Raw genomic sequence first — 22,180 nt, 5'->3', positions numbered from 1 at the left:
GCGGACAGACCCGGCCGCCGTTTTGCATGAACCTTTCTGCTCCAGCCTGCGACTGACGACCAGGCGCCGCATGGTGCGGGCCGGAAAGGATGCCCCATGACCAGGACCCCAGAGGCTCCACGGTCTCCGGGACCAACGCAAGCTCAGCGCGACCACCGCCTTCGGGATGGAGTCGATGCGCTGGGCTTTCGGCTGATTCCGTTGACCCTGCGCAGGAGCAGGCGTATCGTGAAGATGAGGAAAGCAGACAATTCGATCAGGGACGAACGTGCCGGAACGCCGCGCCTTGCCCTGTTTCGCGCGGCCGCACCGGATGTTCCTCCCGAAAACTTCGGGGGGAGTTTTATGTCCTGCGATCGCGGCGCGTCCATGTCGTTTCCAAGCGGTTTCCGCCGTTCGCTCGATCTGGGCGGCGGTTTGCTTGCCCTGGCGCTGAGCGCCACGCTCTGGTTGGGCACAGCCGCCCAAGCGCAGGAAACCCAGATCGTCTATCCCGGCTCGATGGCGGTCACCGGATTTTCCGGCACCGTCATTCCCAATTTCGACTCTGCCGATTCCGAAAGGGGGGGGCTGCCGCCCGGCGTCGACCCGGTCGACGAAACCTTCATCGACACGACGCGCGCCACCTTGCGCGTCTTCGACGTTTCGGCGCTCGGCGGACCGGCTTCCGGCCAGCTCGTCTACACGCCGCCGCCTTTCGAGGTGACGGCCGAACAGATCGGCCAGGTGTTCGCCATTACCTATGATGACGGTGTGCGCGACGGCGTTCCCACGGGCGTCCCCAACCTCTATGCCGGCGCGACCTCGCTGCACGGCATCCGTATCGTCACCCCGGACGAAGATGCCGACGGTCGGCCCGAGCGACAGCGCCGCGGAACCGCGGGCGCCGTCTTCATGGACGGCCAGTTCGGCACCGAAAGCGGTGGCGGTCCGGGCACGATCTGGAAGATCGACGGCATCACCGGCGCGGTCTCCAAATTCGCCGACATTGACACCAACAGCGGTTCCGGCATCGGCGACATCAGCTTCGACAGCAATCACCGCGAGTTCTTCGCCAGCGACCTCGACACCGGCTTCATCCACCGCCTCGACGCCAACGGCACGCTGATCGACACATTCGATCACGGCGTTGCCGGGCGGCCGGCGCATGGGCTGGCTCCCGTCGCCGATGACGGTGCGGTGATGGACATACAGGGTGCTGCCTTCGACTCGGAAGACCCCGACACATGGGGCTACACGCAGGACGAACGCCGCGTCTGGTCCGTCGCCTATCATGGCGGCCGGATCTATTATTCGGTCGGCGAAAAGGCCGAGATCTGGTCGGTTGGCATTGCCCGCGATGGCAGCTTTGCCGGTGATCCGCGCTGGGAGCTGACGGTCAAGGCCGACAAGGACTACGCCGTCACCGACATCGCCTTCGACAACCAGGGCTTCATGTATCTGGCGCAGCGCGGCCCGGTCGAGAATCGCTACGATTACAGCCAGTTCGCCGATTCCGGCAAGGGCGAGGTCATCCGCTACTGGCGCGAAAACCCGGACGATCCGGCGACGGAATCGGTCTGGGTGGAAGAGCCGCAGGAATATGCGGTCGGCTTCCCGCAAGGCAACCGGCAGTCGGCCGGTGGGCTCGACCTGCAATATGGCTATGACGCCGACGGCAATCTCGACACCGGCGTGTGCACCGACACGCTGGTCAACACCGGCGACAAGCTGCGCGACAACCCGACACTTGCCGACCAGCTCGCCGCCGGCGGGCCGCTTGCCGTGCACGGCGTGCAGATCACGCCGACGCCGTTGGTCAAGCCGGCCAACGTGCCGCCTTTCGGCTCGTGGTTCGTCGACTTCGACGGCTATTTCGAAGACCCAGAAGTGGAAGGCCATGTCGGCGACGTCGAGGTCTGGCACCCCTGCGACGGCCGTGCCGGCTATTATGAAGAGATCCCAGGCGGTTATCTGCCGCCGTTCTATCCGCCGGGCTTCCCACCGCCCGGCGATCTGCCTCCGTGCATCGATGTCGAGGATGTTCAGTTCTACTGCACGCCTCGCGGCCTCCAGGCCGACCTCTATCTCCATGACCATGCCGGCTTTGGCGGCGATTCGATCAAGGTCCAGTCCATGACACCAGGCGTCGGGGTGACATCACCCCAGTCGCATGCTCCCGGTAAGCCTTACACGGTCGACATCACCGGCCATTCTCCGGGCGACAGAGTCGATGTTGGACTTTGCTTCTACAGGCAGTCCGACAAGGACAAGGGTGGCTACTACCCTTGCTGCAAGATGACTTTGCCGCTCAGAACCCCAGCCGTCAGCTGCGAACGTTGAGGAGGGGAAGATGAAAAATCTCGCACTTTCCCCGACCGCGAACAGCAGTCAATCCACCGGCAAGCAGCCAACCGTCATGGAGACCATCATGAAACCCCTGTCATATGCCAGGCGCGGCGCGCGCTGGCTGATGGCGGCCGGTATCGCGGTCGCCATGTTCACACCTGTCGCAAGCCACGCCGAAGATGCAGTCCCGATCACTCCGGAACTGCGGCTCGACCTCGACAATTCAAAAATCGTCAATCCGAGGCCGGAACGGATCGTGCCGTTCTTCACCAAAACAGGCACACAGAGGAGCTGCGACTACGTCGTCTACTCCCTGAGCTTTGGCCTGCGCGGCGACTCGCAAGGCTTTGCCGACCCAAGCTTTTCGGCCAGGCTGAAGAAACTCCAACTCGACTTCAAGGATCAGCTTCCGCACGGTCTTGCGATCGTCAACGTCAACGTGTCCGGCGACGGCACGGATGCGTCTGGCGGACCGCTGCCGGGTGCGACAATCAGCACCTCGGCTAATCCGAACGATACGGCAACGGTTTCCGATTTCCGGATTTCCACCACCGATCTCGACGGCGCTGGGGCTGGCAATGAACGCGTCATCAATTTCAAGATCACCGCCAAGATCGACCATGCGGCGTTTCCTTCGCCGACCATCGTCGACAACCAGGGCATGATCAAGGTGACGCCGGGCGTCGGCACGGGGGCCATCATCCCGTCGCAGGATCCGGGCAAGCCCGACGACGGCGACTACAAGACCGGGGCCAAGACCTCGATCAAGATCGACCTCACCAACTGTGACAAGCGGCCTCCGCCTCCCGACCGGGAATGTTTCAAGGTGGAGCGCGGCACGGTCGATTGCGTGCAAGGCGGCGGCGCGTTCATCTACCACATGCCTGTCGGCCCGGAGATGGGCGGCAAATGGGTGCAGGTATCGACGACGACCCCAGGCATCACCATCATCCCCGACACGCAATTGGTGCCGGCGGGCGGCGGTGTGCTGAACTGGAAGATCGTCGGTGCATCGCCCGGCGACGTCATCCACCTCATCGTCACCGGCATCGAGACCTATGCCGGCCCGAAGGAGGGTTGGGGACTATGCTGCACGCAGACCATCGACATCGTCATCCCGCGTGACTTGAGATGTCCCCCCAAGGACAAGGAACCGGACCTGAAGGTCGAGAAACGCGCCGACGTGACGCGTTGCACGATGGGCGGCGGCTGCGACTTCACCATCAAGGTCACCAATGTCGGCGACGGGCCGTATCACGGCAAGATCGTGCTCGACGAGGTGACGCTGCCGGCCGGCTCGACTCTGGATTCAGGGCCCAATCCGCCCTGGGTATGCATGCCCGGCGTGACCCCGATGACGTGCACCTATCCGGTGACCACGCTCAATCCGGGGGCCTCCATCAACCTTAAGCTCGGCTTCAAGCCGGCGGGTGGTTGGCAAGGCAGCGCGTTGCGCAACTGCGCCACCTATAATTACGGCGCCAGCGGCAAGCCGCTGTTCGGCAGCCAGCAGAACGATCGCGGCTGTGCCTCGATCCCGATCTGCCGGCGTGGCGACCGCGACCGCGATTGCCGGCCCCCGGTCGACAAGAAGGTCGACCTGATCCTGAAGAAGCGTGCCCGCATCCCGGTCTGCACGCCCGACGGCATCTGCTACTTCGTGATCGACATCATCAACAATGGCAGCGTCCCCTATAATGGGCCGCTGACGGTTATCGACAATTACCCGGGCGGCGCGCCGGCCTCTTCGACCTTCGGCCCGTCTCCGCCCTGGACATGCGGACCGAACGGTCCCGGCCAGTTCCGCTGCGACAATGCCGGCATCGTGCTGATGCCGGGCGCCTCGACGCCGATCGTCGTCAAGGCGGTCATGCCGGCCGGCTACCAGTCGGATTCGGTCGAGAACTGCGCGGCGCTGAAGCCCGTCCCCGGTGAGGTCGACCTCACCAACAACAAGGCCTGCGCCAAGGAACGCTTCCGTCATCCCAATGGCGGCAAGCCGACCCTACGCATCACCAAAGTCTGCAATGGCTCGCTCGCCGGCGCGGCGGTGGTTTCCTGCCGCATCACCGTCATCAGCCTTGGCACCTCTGCCCCCGCCGGTCCGGTGCGGGTCAACGATGCTGCCACGCTGATATCGGGTGGCGCGCCGGTCCAGATCCAGACCGTCACCCCCGACGGCGCGGAATGGGCCTGCGGAGCGGTTCCGGCCAATGCGCTGTCATGCCAGATACCCGGCGCCGCGATGACACCCGGAACCTCCAGGCACTTCGACGTGACGGTCTCGGCCAATGGCGCGCTCGAAAACTGCGCACGCGGCTCGTATGGCCCGGCCCCTGGAGACGACGTCGTCTACCCGATCGGCCAGGCCTGCGCCAAGGGCGGCGGCACGTCCACCGTCAGCGTCAAGAAGACCGGCGATGCCGAGTGCCAGCCGGGGCAACCCTGCTCGTTCGAGATCACCATCACCAATGATGGCCAAACCGCCTTCTCCGGTCCGGTCCGCATCGGCGATGCGATCGGGGTGGACGGGCTGGGGCGGCTGCAAGGCGTCGCGATCACCTCGATCGAACCGCCCTTCGGCTGCTCGCCCGAACCGACGACCTTGCCGTTGACCTGCATTGCCAATCTGACGCTCGGCGCCGGGGAAAGCCATGTGCACAAGGTCACGGTGGTCCTTCCCGACGCTCCCCTGGGCAATCTGCGGGGCAACGTCAGCGGCCGGAACTGCGTCGGCGTCTTGTCTCCCGACACCAGGGTGCAAGGCGGCGGCGACGTACTGCCCGGCGACCTGACCAATATCCAGGGGGATCGAGGCAAGGCCTATGCCTGCCATCCCTTCACCATCAAGCGCGAGGTGAAGAAGGAATGCTCGCCGGGGTTCGTCATGAACGATGCCGGTCGGTGCGTGTGTCCGGAAGGCACGACGTTCCGCAACGGCCAGTGCTCGCCCGACGGCGGCGTCATCAACCAGCCGAAGGATCCAAGGCCCTGCGTGCTGCTCAAGGGCCAGATCCGCACCGAGGATGGACGCTGTGTCTGCCCGCGCGGAACCGAGCTTGAGAACGGCGCTTGCGTCAAGACCGACAAGCCTGGCTGCACCATCCCCGGTTCGGTCCCGACGTCGGACGGCAATGGCTGCTACTGCCCGGAAGGTACGCATCTCGACCGACAGGCAAACGCCTGCGTGCGCGACAAGCAGAAGCCTCAGGAGTGCAGCATACGCGGCCAGGTTCATGACGCCGATGGCGATTGTGTCTGCCCGCGTGGGACAGAGGTGCGCAATGGAGCCTGCCGGCCGATCCGGCCAAAGCCTGAACAATGCTCGATCCGTGGTCAGATCCAAAACGCCAATGGCGATTGCGTCTGCCCGGACGGCACAGAAGTCAGGGGCAAGGTCTGCCGGCCGATCCGGCCGAAGCCCGAGCAGTGCTCGATCCGCGGCCAGGTCCACGACGCCAACGGCAATTGTGTCTGCCCGCGGGGTACCGAGGTGCAAGGCAATGCCTGCCGGCAGAAGAAGCCTGTGCTGGAACAGTGCGACATACGCGGCCAGGTGCACAACAAGCGCGGCGAGTGTGTTTGCCCGCGCGGCACCCAGGTGATCGACGGCGCATGCCGCAAGCCGAGGCCGCAGGTGGGAGACTGCGCCCCGGGCTCGCAGATGGTCGGCGGCCAGTGCGTGCCGATCATCAGGCGGCGCTGCCCCGAAGGCACCGTTGGTCGGTTCCCGAACTGCAGAGCCATCCGGCAGCAGCCGTCGCTCGACCCGACCCTGTTGCTCAATCCAGGTGTCCTTCAGCAGTTCATACCGAAGCGCACGCCGCAGACGCAGGTACAGCCGCAAAGGGATCCGGCGGCCAACTTCAAGCCATAGGATCTGAATACGAGTCAAAAGTCAGAACCCCGCCGGTGCGATCCGGCGGGTTTTTTCCTTGGCGCGCTGCGGCGATCAGGCGGCCAGGTATTCGCCGAACCCGCTGCCGGGCGCAGCAAATACCGACTTTCCCTTTTCGGGATCATGGTCTAGAGCAGTTCATCGTTTCGTGGAAACGTCGAACCGCTCTATCTCTTTGTTTTCACGCAATTCCGGACGAAAAGCCGTTCCCACTTTTCCTGGAATTGCTCTAGCAGTCGTCAAGGCCGCGCCCGCAAACAGGGCGCCCGAAGGGGCCGCATCATGAGCAGGAAGACCCTGATCGCGCCATCGGTGCTGGCGTCGGATTTCTCGAAGCTCGGCGACGAGGTCGAGGCGGTGGCGGCGGCCGGCGCCGACTGGATCCATCTCGACGTGATGGACGGGCATTTCGTGCCCAACATCACCTTCGGCCCGCCGGTGATCAAGGCCATCCGCAACCGCACCAAGGCCTTTTTCGACTGCCATTTGATGATTGCGCCGGCCGATCCTTATCTGGCCGCCTTTGCCGATGCCGGCTGCGACGGCATGACCGTGCATGCCGAGGCCGGACCGCATCTCGACCGCTCGCTTCAGACCATCAAGGGTCACGGCAAGAAGGCCGGCGTATCGCTCAATCCGGCGACGCCGGAAAGTGCGATCGAATATGTGCTCGACCGGCTTGACCTGATCCTGATCATGACCGTCAATCCGGGCTTTGGCGGCCAGGCCTTCATCCCGGCCATGGTCGACAAGGTCAAGCGGGTGAAAGCGCTGATCGGCAACCGGCCGATTCGCATCGAGATCGACGGCGGCGTGTCGCCGGAAACCGCCCCCCTGGTCACATCAGCCGGCGCCGATGTGCTGGTGGCGGGCGCCGCCATCTTCAAGGGTGGCAGCGTCGAAGCCTACCGGGCCAATATAGAAGCCATCCGAACCGCGGCCGACCGGGCTGCCGGCTGACATCAGTTCCAGGGCAAGTTCCCGGCTGGTCGGTTCTCCTCGGCCTGATCTCCCTGCCTGATCCTTCGATCTCCCAAAAAGCCGTCAACGGGTGGCAGCCGCAAGGGCATCGCGGCACGCGACAGGATCGCGGCATCCGGCACTAGTTTTGGCCCATAAATCTAGTGGATAACTGCCGAAGGGATCTGCATGCGGGGAGAGGTCAATCCGGCGGCATGACGCGCGTTAAGAAAAAATTATCCGTATTCGGGATCTCGAAGCTGTTTCTCGAGGGCGCCTGCCATGCTGGGAGACAAACTTTCTTCAGAAGAACCAGTTTTTCACGATTTTAGTTACTTCCGGCGGATAAGATGCGGTCAACCTTCCTCTTTAAGTCGAATATCGTGATCTTTCGCTTGAGGGGCGGATGCCTTAGGAGTTACAGTAAATTTACAGGGGAAATCGTTTGCTTCGCGAACGGGCTAGCGGAGCATGGGAAAGCTACAGGAGTGAGATTGACCTACGGATCTGCCGATGTGAGCGAAGGCGCGGGACCCAAGAGCACACTCGCTAGTACGGTCTATCAACAGCTTCGCGACGATCTCCTGCGCGGCGTGTTTGAAACTGAAAGCAAGCTTCGTGTCGAATGGGTGGTTTCCCGTTACGGCGCCGGCGCCTCACCGGTTCGCGAGGCCCTCAACCGACTTGCTTCGGAAGGCCTGCTCGGCCGCCACGACCAGCGCGGTTTCTTCATCATGCCGGTCAGTGCCCCGGAACTCGAGGAATTGACGCGCACCCGCTGCTGGCTGGAAGAGCGGGCGCTGCGTGAATCCATTGCCAACCGCACCGGCGAATGGGAAGAGCAGCTCGTGCTGGCCTTGCATCGCCTGGCGCGTGCCCCGCGCCGCTTGCCGGAGGATCCGTCCTCGAACAATCCGGAATGGGAAAAGCTGCACCGCGCCTTCCATCGGGCACTGATCGCAGGCTGCCGCTCGCATTGGCTGACCGGCTTTTGCGAACAGCTTTCGGATCAGGCCTCCCGTTACCGGCTGATCTCCCAGGACGGCAGCGAGCGCGACGAAATCAGTGAACATCGGCTGATTGCGGAGCGCACGGTGGATGGCGATGCCGACGGCGCCGTTGAAGCCCTCCTCAACCACTACCGTCTGACGGCAGCCATGTGCATGGAGCGCTTCAACGAAAGCGGCGATCCACGCGTGAGCGCCACCAAGGCGCTGCGCAGCCGCAGATAGAAGCGCTTCCGGTCCGCTATCCAAAATCCGCCCGCTATCCAAAATCGCCCGCTATCCAAGTCCGCTTGCCTTCATCTGATCGGCGGCAAACCCGATTTCACGTTTTTGCCGGACGGAGGCGAAATCGTTTCCTTTGTTCCAAGGCCATCCGGCTTTAAATCAAAGGGATAGAGCATGATGTCCTCCGAAACCGCTTCACACTTTTCGGCACCATCTCTAGGAAATGCGCATGACCAATCACCTGCTCGACGCGTTCCGCAGCCGGATTTCAGCCTCCAAGCGCATCCTGATGTCGACCGATGACGGACGCGCGATCGCCTATGGCGACACGCTGGCGCAATCGGCACAGCTGGCACATGCGCTGAGGCATTTCGGCGTCGAGCCGGGCGACCGCGTTGCCGTACAGGTCGAAAAAAGCCCCGAATGCATTTTCCTTTACCTAGCCTGCCTGCGCGCCGGCGCGGTCTTCCTGCCGCTCAACACCGCCTACACGCTGGCCGAACTCGGCTATTTCTTCGGCGATGCCGAGCCGCGGCTGGTCGTCTGCGACCCGGCCCGCGCCGGCGCTATCGCGCCCCTGGCGCAGGCGTCGGGTGCTGCCACCGTCACGCTTGGCAGCAATGGTGAGGGCTCGCTGACCGAACTGGCGGCACAACAGCCCACGGATTTCGACGCCGTGGCGCGCGGGCCGGACGATCTGGCCGCAATCCTTTACACATCCGGCACCACCGGACGCTCCAAGGGCGCCATGCTCAGCCATGAAAACCTGGCCTCCAATGCGCGCGTACTGGTCGAGCAATGGCGTTTCAACGGGGATGACGTGCTGATCCACGCGTTGCCTATCTTCCACACGCATGGCCTGTTCGTCGCCACCAATGTCACCCTGATGGCCGGAGCCTCGATGCTGTTCGAGCGGAAATTCGACGCTGGCCGCATCGTCTCGCTCTTGCCCCGCGCGACAGTGCTGATGGGCGTGCCGACCTTCTATACCAGGCTCTTGCAGCAGGACGGGCTGGATGCCCAGGCGGCGAAGAACATCCGCCTGTTCGTTTCCGGCTCGGCGCCGCTGCTCGCCGAAACGCACAAGGCTTGGCGCGAGCGCACCGGCCACGCCATTCTCGAGCGCTACGGTATGACCGAGACCAACATGAACACGTCGAACCCCTATGAGGGCGAGCGTCGCGCCGGCACGGTCGGCTTCCCGCTGCCCGGCGTTTCGCTGCGCATCGCCGACCCTGACAGCGGCGATGCGCTTGGCCAGGGTGAAGTCGGCATGATCGAGGTCAAAGGTCCGAATGTCTTTTCCGGCTATTGGCGCATGCCGGAAAAAACCAAGGCGGAGTTTCGCAAGGACGGCTTCTTCATCACCGGCGACCTCGGCATCATCGACGCGGACGGCTACGTCCACATCGTCGGCCGCGGCAAGGATCTCATTATCTCCGGCGGCTACAACATCTATCCCAAGGAGATCGAGAGCGAGATCGACGCGGTTGCTGGCGTCTTGGAAAGTGCCGTCATCGGAATTGCCCATCCCGATTTCGGCGAAGGCGTCACCGCTGTCGTGGTGCGGGCGCCGGCATCGCAGATCACCGGGGCCGAGATCGTTGGCGCCATTGCCGGCCAACTGGCCAAATACAAGCACCCGAAGCAGGTGATCTTCGTCGATGAGCTGCCGCGCAACACGATGGGCAAGGTGCAGAAGAACCTGCTGCGCGAGACCTACAAGGGTCTCTACGGCTAATCCATAGCCGGCTACTGTCTTTGCCCAAGCGCTTCGCCTGGACATCTGTTCGCGGTTCGGCAGTGGCGCCTTTTACCTGGGCTTTTTCACCCGAGTGCTGGAACCCCACAAAGCGCGGTTCAGCAGGCTGCGTTTGCGCTTGCGCGGGATGAGGTCGACGTCGCTGACGAGCTTGGCGCCGCCCTCGCGCCGCTCCAGGGTGATCTTGCGGCTGTGGAAGGCTTCGAGCTCCGCACGATGCGCCACGCTGACGATGGTGACGTCAGGCAGTTCGCGGATCACCGTCAACATCATCGTGTCCTGGCTCTTCTCGTCGAGCGCCGAAGTCGCTTCATCCAGCACCACGATATCGGGGCGATGCAGCAGCAGGCGCGCGAAGGCGAGGCGTTGCTTTTCGCCGCCCGATAGCGTCTGGTCCCATGGCGCCTCTTCCTTGATCCTGCCGGTGAGATAGCCAAGCCCCACCTTGTCGAGGGCAGCCTTGATTTGCTTGATGGTCCACTTGTCCGCCGCCGCGGGATAGGCGACCGCGCGGCGAAGCGTTCCGGAAGGGATGTAGGGGCGTTGCGGCAGCATGAACAGGCGCCTGTCGGTGTGGAAATTGACGCTGCCGCCGCCCCATGGCCACAGGCCCGCGACGGCCCGCACCAGCGTCGACTTGCCTGAACCGGATTCGCCTGAAACCAGCACCCGCTCGCCCGGCTCGATCACGACCTCGGTTTCCTTGACCACGGAGGTGCCGTCGTCGAGTGTCACGGAAAGATTGTCGAGGCTGAGGATGGCGCCGTCTTCCGCTTCGCCCCGGTTGATGCGTCCGAGCGCATCGCTCTGCTCGGCGCGCTCGAGCCCGTCGAGCGACATCATCAGCGAGGCAATGCGCCGCGCGGAGGCGTTCCAGTCGGCTAGGCGCGGATAGTTGTCGACCAGCCAGCCGAACGCGCCTTGCACGATGCCAAAGGCAGACGCCGCCTGCATCACCTCGCCAAGCGTCATCGAGCCTTCGAGGAATTTTGGCGCGCACAAAAGGATCGGCACGACCGGCGCAAACAGGCTCGATCCCTGCGACACCGCCGCCGTGCGCATGTGCTGTCCGGTCAGCAGAGCCCATTGCCTCAGCACGTGGCCGAAATTTCTGTCGATGCCGCTGCGCTCCTCGTCCTCGCCGCCCAGCAAGGCGATGCTCTCGCCGTTTTCGCGCACACGCGTCAGCGTGTAGCGCAGTTCGGCCTCCGCCTGGTTCTTCCGCTCGGAGAGCTGGACGAAATCGCGGCCGATGACCACCATCGAGGTCGAGGTTATGGCGGCATAGATGATCGCGGTGATGACCAGAAAGCCGGGAATGGTGATGCTCTCACCGCCAACCGGCAGGGTGAGCGCGCCACCGATGGTCCACAGCACGACGATAAAGGTCGAGGCCGACAAGAACGCGTTGAGGACGCCGGCGGTGAAATCGACCGGCGACTCGGTGGCGATGCGCAGATCCTCGGTCATGCGGGCCTCGGGGTTCTGGTGGTCGCCGCCCACGAGGTTCAGCTGGTAGTAGCGGCCGTTTGCCAGCCAGCGCGCGACGACCCCGGTGGTCAGCCAGGAACGCCAGCGGCGCTGGATCGTCATGCGCAGGTAGACCTGCGCGACGACAAGGCTGCCGCTGCAGATCACCAGCGGCACGAATACGGCGCTGAGGAGATAGACTGTGCGGGCGTTGCGCTGCTCGAGGGCATCGAACATCGAGCGGTTCCAGACATTGATGCCATACTGGAAACCGATGTTGATGCAGATCAGCAGCAGCACTCCGATCGTCAAAGGCCAGGCGAGCTTGTCGCCATGCCTCCCCCAATAGCCGCGCCCGCTGATCCAGAAACGCCGCAGCAGATATTTCTTGCGCGCCTGCTCGGCCTGCTCAGGCGTCAGCTTGGGATCGGGTTCGACGGCATCCGGCGGCGGCGCAGCCTCGCCAACGGGCTCGGACGTGGCTTCGGCGGCCGATGCTTTTTTCTCGCGCGGCGTGTCCTCGCGCGGTCCATCTCCGCGCGTTTGCCGTGACGGCTTTTCCCGACGCGACTTCGTGGCATCGCGCGCTCCGACACCGTCGGCCGGTTTCGATTTGGGTTTTGCCTCGGACATATGCCCCGACAACGACCTCCATATCAAAAGGTTTCATGGTATGCGCCTGCCCGACGTTTCAGGAACGCCCGTCATTGCGGATATAAAAGCCCAACGACATGTTCTGCGATGGCGAGGCTGGCGGTAAGGCCAGGGCTCTCGATGCCGAACAGATTGACGATCTGGCCGTCCCCGTGGTCAGCCGGTCCCCGGATGACGAAGTCGGCGGCCGGCTGTCCCGGACCCGACAGTTTCGGCCTGACACCGGCATAGGCCGGTTGCAGGGCGCCATCCGCCAGGCCGGACCAGTAGCGCCTGATTTCGTCGTAGAACGCAGCGCCTCGTGCGGGATCGACGGTATAGTCGACGCGATCGATCCATTCGACATCTGGGCCAAAGCGCGCGCTCCCCGACATGTCGAGGGTCAGGTGCACGCCGAGGCCGCCATGGACCGGCACCGGATAGATCAGCCGCGAAAAGGGCGAGCGGCCGGAAAGCGCGAAATAATTGCCGCGCGCCAGCCACAGCGGCGGAACACGGTCTTGCGGGAGGCCTTCGATGCGGCCGGCGAGCGCCTGCGCGTCGAGGCCGGCGGCGTTGATGAAGGCGCCGGTCTTCAAGGTGAAACCCTCGCCATCGGCGTCGCGCGTGTCGATCCGGATGCCGTCGGCTTCGATGCTCGCGCCTGAGACAACGGTGAGCAAGGCGAAAGATGCGCCGGCCGCTTCCGCGTCTCCACGCAATGACAGCATCAGCGCCTGGCTGTCGACGATGCCGGTTGACGGCGACAGCAGCGCGCCGGCGCAGCTGAGCGCCGGTTCCAGGCTTTCGGCCTCTGCGCGCGTCAAAAGCTTGAGGTCACCGACTCCGCATTGCGCCGCGTTGATCTGGATCGCCTGCAGTTTGTCCAACTGGTCGGGTTCGACGGCAACGATCAGTTTGCCGGTGCGATGATGGGCGACGTCGTGCTCGCGGCAATAGGCATAGAGACGCTCGCGGCCGTTGACGCAGAGACGGGCCTTCAGGCTGCCCGGCGTATAATGAAGCCCGGCATGGATGACTTCCGAATTGCGCGAACTGGTGCCCGTGCCGATGGCTGCGGCCTTCTCGACCACCAGCACCTCGCGGCCCGACAGCGCCAGCGCGCGGGCAATGGCGAGGCCGACAACACCGGCTCCGGCGACAACGCAGTCGACATCATGCATGGGTGGACTTTAGCGCGGACTGTCCGCGCCTGCAAAAACCTTGTCGCCGCCGATCCAGACGCCGTTGACGTCGAGGGCGTCCGACAGAGCGACGATATCGGCAGCCGTGCCATTGGCGAAGCGGCCGAGCCGGTGGGCCTGGCCGACCGCCTGCGCCGGATAGAGCGAGGCCATGCGCAACGATTCCGACAGGTCCAGCCCGACGATCCTGTGCATGTAGCGGACGGCCGAGATCATATCGAGATCGGCGCCGGCCAGCGTGCCGTCGGCCAGCCGCAGACTGCCATCCTTGCGATAGATGATGCGGCCGTTGAGGGTGAACGACGTCATGTCGGTGCCGATCGTCGCCATGGCGTCGGTGACCAGCACGATCCTGCCCGGCCCCTGCTTGGCGCGCAGCGCGATTGCCATGGTGGCGGGATCGACATGGATGCCGTCGGCGATGATCCCGGCCGACAGACTGCCTATGTCGATGGCCGCACCCGCCAGCCCCGGCTCACGGTTGCCGATCTGGCTCATGGCGTTGAACAGATGTGTGACCACGCTGGCGCCGGCATCGGCAAAGGCTCTGGCCGTGGCGTAGCCGGTGTCGGAATGGCCGAGGCTGACAATCACACCGGCCTTGGCCAAGGCCGCAACGCGGGCAGGCTCGACGGATTCAGGCGCTATCGTCGTCAGCAGCACCGGCAGGTTTTTGCGTGCCGCGACCAGCGCCGCTTCATCCGCATCCGTCATCGGCCGGATCAGCGCCGGTTCATGCGCGCCCTTGCGGGCGACGGAGAGATGCGGCCCTTCGAGATGCAGGCCGAGAAATCCCGGCAGTTTTTGCCGTGCCGCCTCGGTGCCGGCGGCAATGGCCGCGGCGGTGATGTCAGGCGTATCTGTGATTAGCGTCGGCAGCAGTGCGGTCGTGCCGAACGGCGCATGCGCCCGGCAGATTGTTGCCAGCGAGGCGACATCGGGATGGTCGTTGAGCATGACGCCGCCGCCGCCATTGACCTGCAGGTCGACAAAACCCGGCACCAGCATGCCGCCCCCGGCGTCGATGCGGGCAACGCCCGACGGAATGGCGCCGACGGGATGAATGCCTTCGACCACATCGCCGTGCACGACAAGGGCGGCGTTGTCATGCCAGTCGTCGCCATCGAAAATTCGGGCGCCAGTCAGGGCAAAACGGTCGCTCATACGGTTTCCGTCACCTTGCGCAGATTGCGCGGTACGTCCGGATCGAGGCCGCGATGGCGGGCGAAGGCTTCGACGAAGCCGTAGAAGGAGACGATCAGCGTCAGCGGGTCGGTCAAGGGATGACCGGTGGCGACATGCGGCAGCCGCGCCGCGCTCTTGGCTTTGTCCGAGGTTACAAAAACTGCTGCACCCTTGCCGGCAAGGTTGTCGGCAGCCTCGGCCACGGACGGCTCGGAGGCATCGCGGGCGGCGAGCGCCAGCACCGGGAAGCCCGGCCCGACCAGCGCCAGCGGGCCGTGCATGACTTCGGCTGCACTGTAGGCTTCGGCATGCATGCCGCAGGTCTCCTTGAATTTCAGCGCCGCCTCGTTGGCCATCGCCGCCGACGGGCCACGTCCCAGGATGAACAGCGATTGCGGCGTCTCCAATGCGCCGGCCAGCGCCATCCAGTCGCAGGCGATCGCCTTGCTGAAATGCTCGGGCAGGCGGGCAAGGGCGGCCAGCAGTCTGTCGTCGCCGGTGCAATGCGCCATCAGCGCCAGGCCGGCGACCGCCGAATTGACGAATGTCTTGGTCGCCGCGACGCTGCGCTCGGGGCCGGCCAGAATGTCGATGGCAAAATCCGAAGCCCGCGCCAGCGGCGAATCGGCGGTGTTGGTGATGGCGACGGTGAGCGCACCGCCGGCTCGTGCCGTCTCGGCCATGGCGACGATATCAGGGCTTTTGCCGGATTGCGAGATGGCGAGGCAAGCCGAACCGGCGAGCTTGAGCTTGGCGCCGTAGATCGAGGCGACCGATGGACCGACCGAAGCGACGGCCAGGCCGGCGGTCAGTTCGACGGCATATTTCATGAAGGTGGCCGCATGGTCGGACGAACCGCGCGCGACGGTAACGACGAAGCTCGGATCGCGCTCGCGAATGCCGCGTCCGGCCTCGGTCAGCACCGCCGCGGAGCCATCGAGCAGGCGAGCGACGGCTTGCGGAATTTCGTCGATCTCGCGCCGCATATGGGTGGTCTTGGGGATCATGGTCGGCCCTCTTCGCTCGGCCCTGTCAGGCGCAGTTCGGCGACGAAATCATAGGCATCGCCGCGGTAGATGGAGCGGGTGAACTCGATCACCTTGCCGCTCGCGAGATAGGAAATGCGTTCGATGTGCAGCCCGGCAATGCCGGATGGCACTTCGAGCAGACGCGCATCGGCGTCGCCGAGATTGGCGGCCGATATGCGCTGCACCGCCCGCACCGGCCGGTTGCCGGTCAGTTGCAGCGCCGCATAGAGTGACGAGCCTATCCCGGCCGGATCCGGCAGCACGCTGGCCGACAACGAGGCGCGCTCGATGGCCAGCGGCGTGTCGTTTGCGATGCGCAGGCGCGCCACGCGCGCCACCAGCTCGTTCGAGGACAGGCCGAGCACCATCATCTCGTCGGGCGAGGGCGCGTAGAGGCCGCGATCGAGCCAGGCTGAACGCACCGCCATGCCGCGCCTTGCCATGTCTTCGGTGAATGAAGTGAGCCTGGACAGCGACTGCTCGACACGCTCCATGCGCGGCGCGACGAAGGTGCCGGAGCCGTGGCGCTGCACGAGGATACCGCCCTTGACTAGGTCCTGCACCGCCTTGCGGACGGTTACGCGCGAAATGTCGGCCTTGGTGGCGATGTCGCGCTCGGAAGGCAGCGCATCGCCCGGCCCGATCAGGCCGCGATTGACGGCGTCCTCGATGCTTTTCCTGAGCTGCAGGTAGAGCGGGGCGCCGCTCTGCGACGACTGCCTCAGCGTGGCGAAGATCTGGTCGGCGGCATCGCTCATCGCGTCGCCTCCGCTTTGACGAAGATGCGGGCCGCCATCTGCACGGCGCCGCCCAGCGCATCGTCGAGCGGCGCTTTCAGCAGCGCCTGGTAGCGCTGGGAAAGGCGCGGCCCATAGAGCGGCGCCAACCCGCCGAGCAGGCAGAGCGGGGCGTCATCAGAGAGGTCGAGCGCGTGGAGCGACGCCTCGACATCGGCAACCGACTTGTCCACGATCCAGTTGGCGACGCTGTCGCCTTTCTCGGCATGCTCGAAAACCTTGGGCGCGAAGCCGCCGAAATCGCCGGGCTTGGCATTGGTGGTGAACTCGACCACGTCTTCGGGATTGTTGCGGAAAATGGCCATCATGCTGTCGGTCAGGGCTGAGCGCGGCCGGACGCCGTCATGGGCGAGCAGCGTCTGCTCCAGCAGGTCGCGGCCGATCCGGGCGCCGCTGCCTTGATCACCGACCTGAAAGCCCCAGCCGCCGATGGCGCGCGACGTGCCGCCCTTGCGCGCCATATAGGCGGTGCCGGTGCCGAGGATGGCCATGGCGCCGTCACCAGAGCCGACTGCCCCTTCGAGCGCGATCTCGGCGTCCGTCTCGACGCGGCTGATGCTGAACGGCAGGATTGCTTCAAGCTGCTGGCGGTAGGTGCCGACATTGGCGCCGGCAAGGCCGAGAATGGCTGGTGTCTGCGGGATCAGGTCCGGATCTTGCCCGGCGGCGATGAAGGCCTGACGAGCAGCCTCGACGATGTGGGTGCGAGCGCCGGTGAGATCGGTGCGGATGTTGGCGGCGCCGCTTTTGGCACGGCCAATGACAACGCCATCGCCTGTCGCAAGGGCTGCCCTGCAGCTGGTGCCGCCGCCGTCGATACCGAGCACGAATTTCACGCGATGTCTCCTCCGGGCGGATAATACCAATAAAATACCAATAGCCAAGGGATTAATTTCCGTTTCAAAAAGATTAAGGCCTATCAGGTTGAAAAACCCAGGAATTTCGCCGGCCCAACGATTTCCAGTTCGCAATTTCGTTAATGCGTGTGGACAAGTGGTATTTTTTTGGTATTGTTCTTCCATCGGAGGGATAGGGATGGCCGAACCGCGCACCGAAGCGCTTCACAGCAATGCCGAGGGACTGGACATCCAGGCCCCGGACGCCATCCTTTCTTCTTTGGTCAATGCGCAGATCGAGGCCGCCAAGGCTGTGCGCGACGCCATTCCCGCCATCGCCGCCGCAGCCGAAATCATCGCCGGGCGGCTGAACGGCGGCGGCAAGCTCGCCTATGCTGCGGCCGGCAGCTCCGGCCTGATGGCGCTGGCTGACGCGCTGGAGTTGCCCGGCACCTTCGGCATCAAGCGCGAACGCATCGCCATCCTCATCGCCGGTGGCGACGACGCTTTCAGGACCCTGGCCGGCGGACCGGAAGACGACACCGACGAAGCCTCGACGGCAATTGCCGGCGCCGGCATCGGCAAGGGCGACTGCCTGATCGCGATTTCGGCCAGCGGCTCGACGCCCTATGCGGTGCAGGCGCTGAAGGAGGCGCGCAGCCGGGGCGCGGCAACCATCGCCATTTCCAACAACAAGGACACGCCCCTGCTCAGGCTGGCCGACGTCGCCATCCTGCTCGAGACGCCGCCGGAGGTGATTGCCGGCTCGACGCGCATGGGCGCCGGCACTGCCCAGAAGATCGCGCTCAACATGCTGTCGACGCTTACCGCCATTCATCTCGGCCATGTCCATGACGGCTACATGGTCAATCTCACCGCCGACAACATCAAGCTGCGCGACCGCGCGGCTCGCATCGTCGCCGCTATCAGCGGCCGCGACCGGCAAGACGCCGTGCGGCTGCTCGAAGCGAGCGGCGGCGTCGTCAAGACAGCCATTCTGCTCGCCGCCGGCGCTGCCAATGCCGTTGCGGCCGAGAAGATACTGGAAGGGACCGGCCAGAAGCTGCGGCCAGCCCTTTCCGCGATCGAGGGGAACAAGGGCGCGAAGGCCCCTGTTCTCAAAACCGAACCTGAAAAAGGTCAACAGGGAGACTAGCATGACAACGAAATTACTGACGGCACTGCTTCTCGGCACCAGCATTCTCGGCACCGCCGGGTTGGCTCACGCCGATGACGTAACGCTCAATATCGAAAGCTGGCGCGGCGACGACCTTGCCATCTGGAAGGACAAGCTGATCCCGGCTTTTGAGGCCAAGAACCCGGGCATCAAAGTGGTGTTCGCACCGTCGGCGCCGACCGAGTATGACGCCGCACTCGGCGCCAAGCTCGCCGCCGGCTCGGCTGGCGACCTGATCACCTGCCGCCCGTTCGACAAGTCGCTCGAACTGTTCAAGAAGGGCAACCTTGCCGATCTGTCTTCGCTGCCCGGCATGGAGAACTTCTCACCCGTCGCCAAGGCGGCATGGCAGACCGACGACGGCAAGGCGAGCTTCTGCGTGCCGATGGCTTCGGTCATTCACGGCTTCATCTACAACAAGGACGCCTTCGACAAGCTCGGACTCAAGGTGCCGACGACGCGTGACGAGTTCTTCGCCGCGCTCGACAAGATCAAGGCCGACGGCACCTACATCCCGATGGCCATGGGCACCAAGGATCTCTGGGAAGCCGCGACCATGGCCTATCAGAACATCGGTCCGAACTACTGGAAGGGCGAAGAGGGCCGCGCAGCGCTGATCAAGGGCGACCAGAAGCTGACCGACAAGGACTGGGTTGCTCCCTATGAGGAACTGGCCAAGTGGAAGCCTTATCTCGGCGACGGCTTCGAGGCCCAGACCTATCCGGACAGCCAGAACCTGTTCACGCTTGGCCGCGCCGCCATCTACCCGGCGGGATCGTGGGAGATCGGCCTGTTCAACACCCAGGCGCAGTTCAAGATGGGCGCCTTCCCGCCGCCGGTCGAGAAGGCCGGCGACACCTGCTACATCTCCGACCATACCGATATCGGCATGGGCCTGAATGCGGCGTCGAAGAATGCCGACGCGGCCAAGACCTTCCTGTCCTGGGTCGCCTCGCCGGACTTCGCCACCATCTACGCCAACGCTTTGCCGGGCTTCTTCAGCCTAAATTCCACCCCGGTGAAGATGGAAGACCCGCTGGCGCAGGAATTCGTCTCCTGGCGCGACAAGTGCAAGTCGACGATCCGCTCGACCTACCAGATCCTGTCGCGCGGCACGCCGAACCTCGAGAACGAAACCTGGGTTGAATCGGCCAACGTCATCAACGGCACCGACACGCCGGAAGCTGCCGCCAAGAAGCTGCAGGACGGCCTCGACAGCTGGTACAAGCCGGGCAAGTAAGCTCAGGACAGACAGGGCCCCAAGTGGACGGCCCTGCGTTTTTCGATAGCATCATCGACTGCGAACGACGGCGCCGCCCCTCATCCGCCTGCCGGCACCTTCTCCACGTATAGTGACGGGGAGAAGGATCAGCCGAAACGCAGGCGCCCCCTCTCCCCGTCCTTCACGGGGAGAGGGTAAGGGTGAGGGGCAGCGCTGCCGTCGAAGGCATTGCTAAACCTGATCGGCGGGGACCGCACTCATGGCCGCACAAACACGACCGAAACGACCGTTCCGCTGGCATATCGGCGTCTTCCTGGCGCCGGCGCTGCTGGTCTATACGGCGATCATGATCCTGCCGCTCGCCGGCACGCTGCAGCTGTCGCTGTTCCGCAATGTCGATCAGCATCAGGTGTTCGTCGGTTTCACTAATTTCCGTACGTTGTTCGGCGACCCCAACTGGTCGGTCGGCTTCTGGAACGCGCTGCGGAACAATACCTGGTTCTTCATCATCCACATGGTGGTGCAGAACCCGATCGGTGTCATGCTGGCGGCATTGCTGTCCAGCCCGAGGCTGAGATTCGCCGCCTTCTACCGCACCGCGATCTTCGTGCCGACCATCCTGTCCTTCGTCATCGTCGGTTTCGCCTGGAAACTGATCCTGTCGCCGTTGTGGGGCGTGGCGCCGCATCTGATGGATCTGGTCGGCCTGAAAAGCCTGTTCACGCCGTGGCTCGGCAAAGAACAATATGCCCTGACCGCGCTCAGCCTGATCTCGGTGTGGCAGTTCGTCGGCATCCCGATGATGCTGATCTATGCAGCCCTTTTGTCGATCCCCGAAGAGGTGATCGAGGCGGCCGAATGTGACGGCATCACCGGCATGTCGCAGTTCTGGAAGATCAAGCTGCCGCTGATCCTGCCGTCGATCGGCATCATCTCGATCCTGACCTTCGTCGGCAATTTCAACGCCTTCGACCTGATCTACACCGCGCAAGGGGCGCTCGCCGGCCCGAACTATTCGACCGATATTCTGGGCACTTTCCTCTACCGCGCCTTCTTCGGCTTTCAGCTGCAGACCGGCGATCCCAATATGGGCGCGGCGATCGCCACGATGATGTTCCTGATCATCCTCGGCGGCGTCTGCGTCTACCTGTTCCTCGTCCAGACGCGCCTGCGTCGCTACCAGTTCTGAGGGGCGAGATGTCGAGCTTGAACACCCCCCTCTGGCCTGCCGGCCATCTCCCCCGCAAGGGGGGAGATTGGCAGCTCTGGCCTTGCCGCTCGTCTTGCAACGTTGGCGATTGGCGAAAGCAGTCGCGGCATCTGATCTCCCCCCTTGCGGGGGAGATGTCCGGCAGGACAGAGGGGGGTGCCTTGGTGCCGACCTCAACAGTCATCGCTCGTCAGGAGACCTTCCAATGAGCACCGCCGCCCGTTCGCTGCCCCGCACCATCGGCGCCCACGCGATCCTGTTGACCTACACGGCGATCGCGCTGTTTCCGGTGATCCTGGTCATCATGAACTCGTTCAAATCGCGCGCCGGCATCTTCAGCGAGCCGCTGACGCCGCCGACGCCAAAAACCTTCGACCTGATCGGCTACACCACGGTGATCGGCCAGGGCGACTTCATCCATTATTTCCAGAACAGCCTGGTCGTCACCGTCGCCTCGCTGTTCTTCGTGCTTCTGTTCGGCGCGATGGCGGCGTTCGCGCTCTCGGAATACCGCTTCCGCGGCAACACGCTGATGGGGCTTTACCTCGCGCTCGGCATCATGATCCCGATCCGGCTCGGCACCGTCGCCATCCTGCAATTGATGGTGGCGAGCGGGCTGGTCAACACGCTGACGGCGCTGATCCTGGTCTACACCGCGCAGGGGCTGCCGCTGGCCGTCTTCATCCTGTCGGAATTCATGAAGCAGGTGTCCGACGATCTGAAGAATGCCGGCCGCATCGACGGCCTGTCGGAATACACGATCTTCTTCCGGCTGGTGCTGCCGCTGGTGCGGCCGTCGATGGCGACGGTCGCCGTCTTCACCATGATCCCGATCTGGAACGATCTGTGGTTCCCGCTGATCCTGGCGCCGTCGGAAGAGACCAAGACGGTGACGCTCGGCGCGCAGTTGTTCCTCGGCCAGTTCGTCACCAACTGGAACGCCATCCTGGCCGCACTCTCGCTGGCGATCATGCCGGTGCTGACCCTCTACGTCATCTTCTCGCGGCAGCTGATCCGCGGCATCACATCCGGAGCCGTCAAGTGAGCGGAGCCCTACAAATCTCTGCTGGAGCCTTCACCCCACCCGGCGCTGCGCGCCGACCTCCCCATCAAGGGGAGGTAAAAGGTCGTGGCTTCATTCACGACCGCCAAAGGGCGACTTTCGGAGAAGCTTCTTTGGCAGTGAGGGTGTTCGCGCCAACGTCCTACCTCCCCTCGATGGGGAGGTCGGCGCGAA

Annotated in this window: 15 protein-coding genes; 9 read left to right on the top strand and 6 right to left on the bottom strand. The window is 64.1% G+C overall.

Going from position 1 to position 22,180, the window contains the following annotated elements; all coding sequences use genetic code 11:
* Positions 1 to 369 precede the first annotated feature (369 nt).
* The 5 genes from NKJ78_RS24290 (at position 370) to NKJ78_RS24270 (ending at position 10,159) form a co-directional block, all read left to right on the top strand.
* Positions 370 to 2,322, top strand: a complete 1,953-nt coding sequence (locus NKJ78_RS24290; protein WP_352459315.1) for an NHL repeat-containing protein — start codon at positions 370 to 372, stop codon at positions 2,320 to 2,322.
* Between the two features lie 10 nt (positions 2,323 to 2,332).
* Complete coding sequence (locus tag NKJ78_RS24285; RefSeq protein ID WP_352562655.1) at positions 2,333 to 6,205, top strand: DUF7929 domain-containing protein; 3,873 nt, start codon at positions 2,333 to 2,335, stop codon at positions 6,203 to 6,205.
* Between the two features lie 303 nt (positions 6,206 to 6,508).
* On the top strand, positions 6,509 to 7,186 hold the full coding sequence (gene rpe / locus NKJ78_RS24280) for a ribulose-phosphate 3-epimerase (protein ID WP_352459290.1): 678 nt from the start codon (positions 6,509 to 6,511) through the stop codon (positions 7,184 to 7,186).
* Positions 7,187 to 7,680: 494 nt separating this feature from the next.
* Positions 7,681 to 8,418 carry a GntR family transcriptional regulator gene (locus tag NKJ78_RS24275; protein ID WP_352459314.1) on the top strand — a complete coding sequence of 246 codons (738 nt, stop codon included), beginning with the start codon at positions 7,681 to 7,683 and terminating at the stop codon, positions 8,416 to 8,418.
* Positions 8,419 to 8,647: 229 nt separating this feature from the next.
* Positions 8,648 to 10,159 carry a malonate--CoA ligase gene (locus tag NKJ78_RS24270; protein WP_352459289.1) on the top strand — a complete coding sequence of 504 codons (1,512 nt, stop codon included), beginning with the start codon at positions 8,648 to 8,650 and terminating at the stop codon, positions 10,157 to 10,159.
* A 72-nt stretch (positions 10,160 to 10,231) separates the two neighbouring features.
* Here the strand turns inward: NKJ78_RS24270 and NKJ78_RS24265 are convergent, their stop codons facing one another.
* From NKJ78_RS24265 to NKJ78_RS24240, 6 genes are all read right to left on the bottom strand, one after another.
* A complete protein-coding gene (locus tag NKJ78_RS24265; RefSeq protein ID WP_352459288.1) occupies positions 10,232 to 12,283 on the bottom strand; it encodes an ABC transporter ATP-binding protein/permease in 2,052 nt (683 codons plus the stop codon).
* 71 nt (positions 12,284 to 12,354) lie between these two features.
* Positions 12,355 to 13,467 carry an NAD(P)/FAD-dependent oxidoreductase gene (locus tag NKJ78_RS24260; protein WP_352459287.1) on the bottom strand — a complete coding sequence of 371 codons (1,113 nt, stop codon included), beginning with the start codon at positions 13,465 to 13,467 and terminating at the stop codon, positions 12,355 to 12,357.
* 9 nt (positions 13,468 to 13,476) lie between these two features.
* Positions 13,477 to 14,652 carry an N-acetylglucosamine-6-phosphate deacetylase gene (nagA, locus tag NKJ78_RS24255; protein ID WP_352459286.1) on the bottom strand — a complete coding sequence of 392 codons (1,176 nt, stop codon included), beginning with the start codon at positions 14,650 to 14,652 and terminating at the stop codon, positions 13,477 to 13,479.
* Positions 14,649 to 15,680 (bottom strand): SIS domain-containing protein, encoded by a 1,032-nt coding sequence (locus tag NKJ78_RS24250; RefSeq protein ID WP_023684262.1) that lies wholly within the window; start codon positions 15,678 to 15,680, stop codon positions 14,649 to 14,651. The genes nagA and NKJ78_RS24250 overlap by 4 nt, the downstream gene beginning before the upstream one ends.
* Positions 15,677 to 16,459: a GntR family transcriptional regulator gene (locus tag NKJ78_RS24245; RefSeq protein ID WP_023732576.1), complete on the bottom strand. Its 783-nt coding sequence runs from the start codon at positions 16,457 to 16,459 to the stop codon at positions 15,677 to 15,679. The genes NKJ78_RS24250 and NKJ78_RS24245 overlap by 4 nt, the downstream gene beginning before the upstream one ends.
* Positions 16,456 to 17,334, bottom strand: coding sequence for a glucosamine kinase nucleotide-binding domain-containing protein (locus NKJ78_RS24240; protein ID WP_023668846.1), 879 nt, complete (start codon positions 17,332 to 17,334; stop codon positions 16,456 to 16,458). The genes NKJ78_RS24245 and NKJ78_RS24240 overlap by 4 nt, the downstream gene beginning before the upstream one ends.
* Before the next feature lie 199 nt (positions 17,335 to 17,533).
* Here NKJ78_RS24240 and NKJ78_RS24235 point away from each other — a divergent pair, with 199 nt between their 5' ends.
* The 4 genes from NKJ78_RS24235 (at position 17,534) to NKJ78_RS24220 (ending at position 21,988) form a co-directional block, all read left to right on the top strand.
* Positions 17,534 to 18,490, top strand: a complete 957-nt coding sequence (locus tag NKJ78_RS24235) for an N-acetylmuramic acid 6-phosphate etherase (RefSeq protein ID WP_352459285.1) — start codon at positions 17,534 to 17,536, stop codon at positions 18,488 to 18,490.
* A gap of 1 nt (position 18,491) precedes the next feature.
* On the top strand, positions 18,492 to 19,751 hold the full coding sequence (locus NKJ78_RS24230; protein WP_352459284.1) for an ABC transporter substrate-binding protein: 1,260 nt from the start codon (positions 18,492 to 18,494) through the stop codon (positions 19,749 to 19,751).
* Positions 19,752 to 19,992: 241 nt separating this feature from the next.
* A complete protein-coding gene (locus tag NKJ78_RS24225; protein ID WP_023696936.1) occupies positions 19,993 to 20,922 on the top strand; it encodes a carbohydrate ABC transporter permease in 930 nt (309 codons plus the stop codon).
* 226 nt (positions 20,923 to 21,148) lie between these two features.
* Positions 21,149 to 21,988 (top strand): carbohydrate ABC transporter permease, encoded by an 840-nt coding sequence (locus NKJ78_RS24220; protein ID WP_023738064.1) that lies wholly within the window; start codon positions 21,149 to 21,151, stop codon positions 21,986 to 21,988.
* Positions 21,989 to 22,180 lie beyond the last annotated feature (192 nt).

It is taken from the genome of Mesorhizobium sp. M0037 (assembly GCF_040323635.1).
Lineage (GTDB): Bacteria > Pseudomonadota > Alphaproteobacteria > Rhizobiales > Rhizobiaceae > Mesorhizobium.
This window is presented reverse-complemented; position numbering and strand designations above follow the sequence as displayed.

Excerpts from the sequence above, each read along its gene's own strand:
- NKJ78_RS24290 (WP_352459315.1), top strand. The coding sequence starts at position 370 with ATGTCGTTTCCAAGCGGTTTCCGCCGTTCGCTCGATCTGGGCGGCGGT.
- NKJ78_RS24285 (WP_352562655.1), top strand. The coding sequence starts at position 2,333 with ATGAAAAATCTCGCACTTTCCCCGACCGCGAACAGCAGTCAATCCACC.
- rpe (WP_352459290.1), top strand. The coding sequence starts at position 6,509 with ATGAGCAGGAAGACCCTGATCGCGCCATCGGTGCTGGCGTCGGATTTC.
- NKJ78_RS24270 (WP_352459289.1), top strand. The coding sequence starts at position 8,648 with ATGACCAATCACCTGCTCGACGCGTTCCGCAGCCGGATTTCAGCCTCC.
- NKJ78_RS24265 (WP_352459288.1), bottom strand. The coding sequence starts at position 12,283 with ATGTCCGAGGCAAAACCCAAATCGAAACCGGCCGACGGTGTCGGAGCG.
- NKJ78_RS24260 (WP_352459287.1), bottom strand. The coding sequence starts at position 13,467 with ATGCATGATGTCGACTGCGTTGTCGCCGGAGCCGGTGTTGTCGGCCTC.
- nagA (WP_352459286.1), bottom strand. The coding sequence starts at position 14,652 with ATGAGCGACCGTTTTGCCCTGACTGGCGCCCGAATTTTCGATGGCGAC.
- NKJ78_RS24250 (WP_023684262.1), bottom strand. The coding sequence starts at position 15,680 with ATGATCCCCAAGACCACCCATATGCGGCGCGAGATCGACGAAATTCCG.
- NKJ78_RS24245 (WP_023732576.1), bottom strand. The coding sequence starts at position 16,459 with ATGAGCGATGCCGCCGACCAGATCTTCGCCACGCTGAGGCAGTCGTCG.
- NKJ78_RS24235 (WP_352459285.1), top strand. The coding sequence starts at position 17,534 with ATGGCCGAACCGCGCACCGAAGCGCTTCACAGCAATGCCGAGGGACTG.
- NKJ78_RS24230 (WP_352459284.1), top strand. The coding sequence starts at position 18,492 with ATGACAACGAAATTACTGACGGCACTGCTTCTCGGCACCAGCATTCTC.
- NKJ78_RS24225 (WP_023696936.1), top strand. The coding sequence starts at position 19,993 with ATGGCCGCACAAACACGACCGAAACGACCGTTCCGCTGGCATATCGGC.
- NKJ78_RS24220 (WP_023738064.1), top strand. The coding sequence starts at position 21,149 with ATGAGCACCGCCGCCCGTTCGCTGCCCCGCACCATCGGCGCCCACGCG.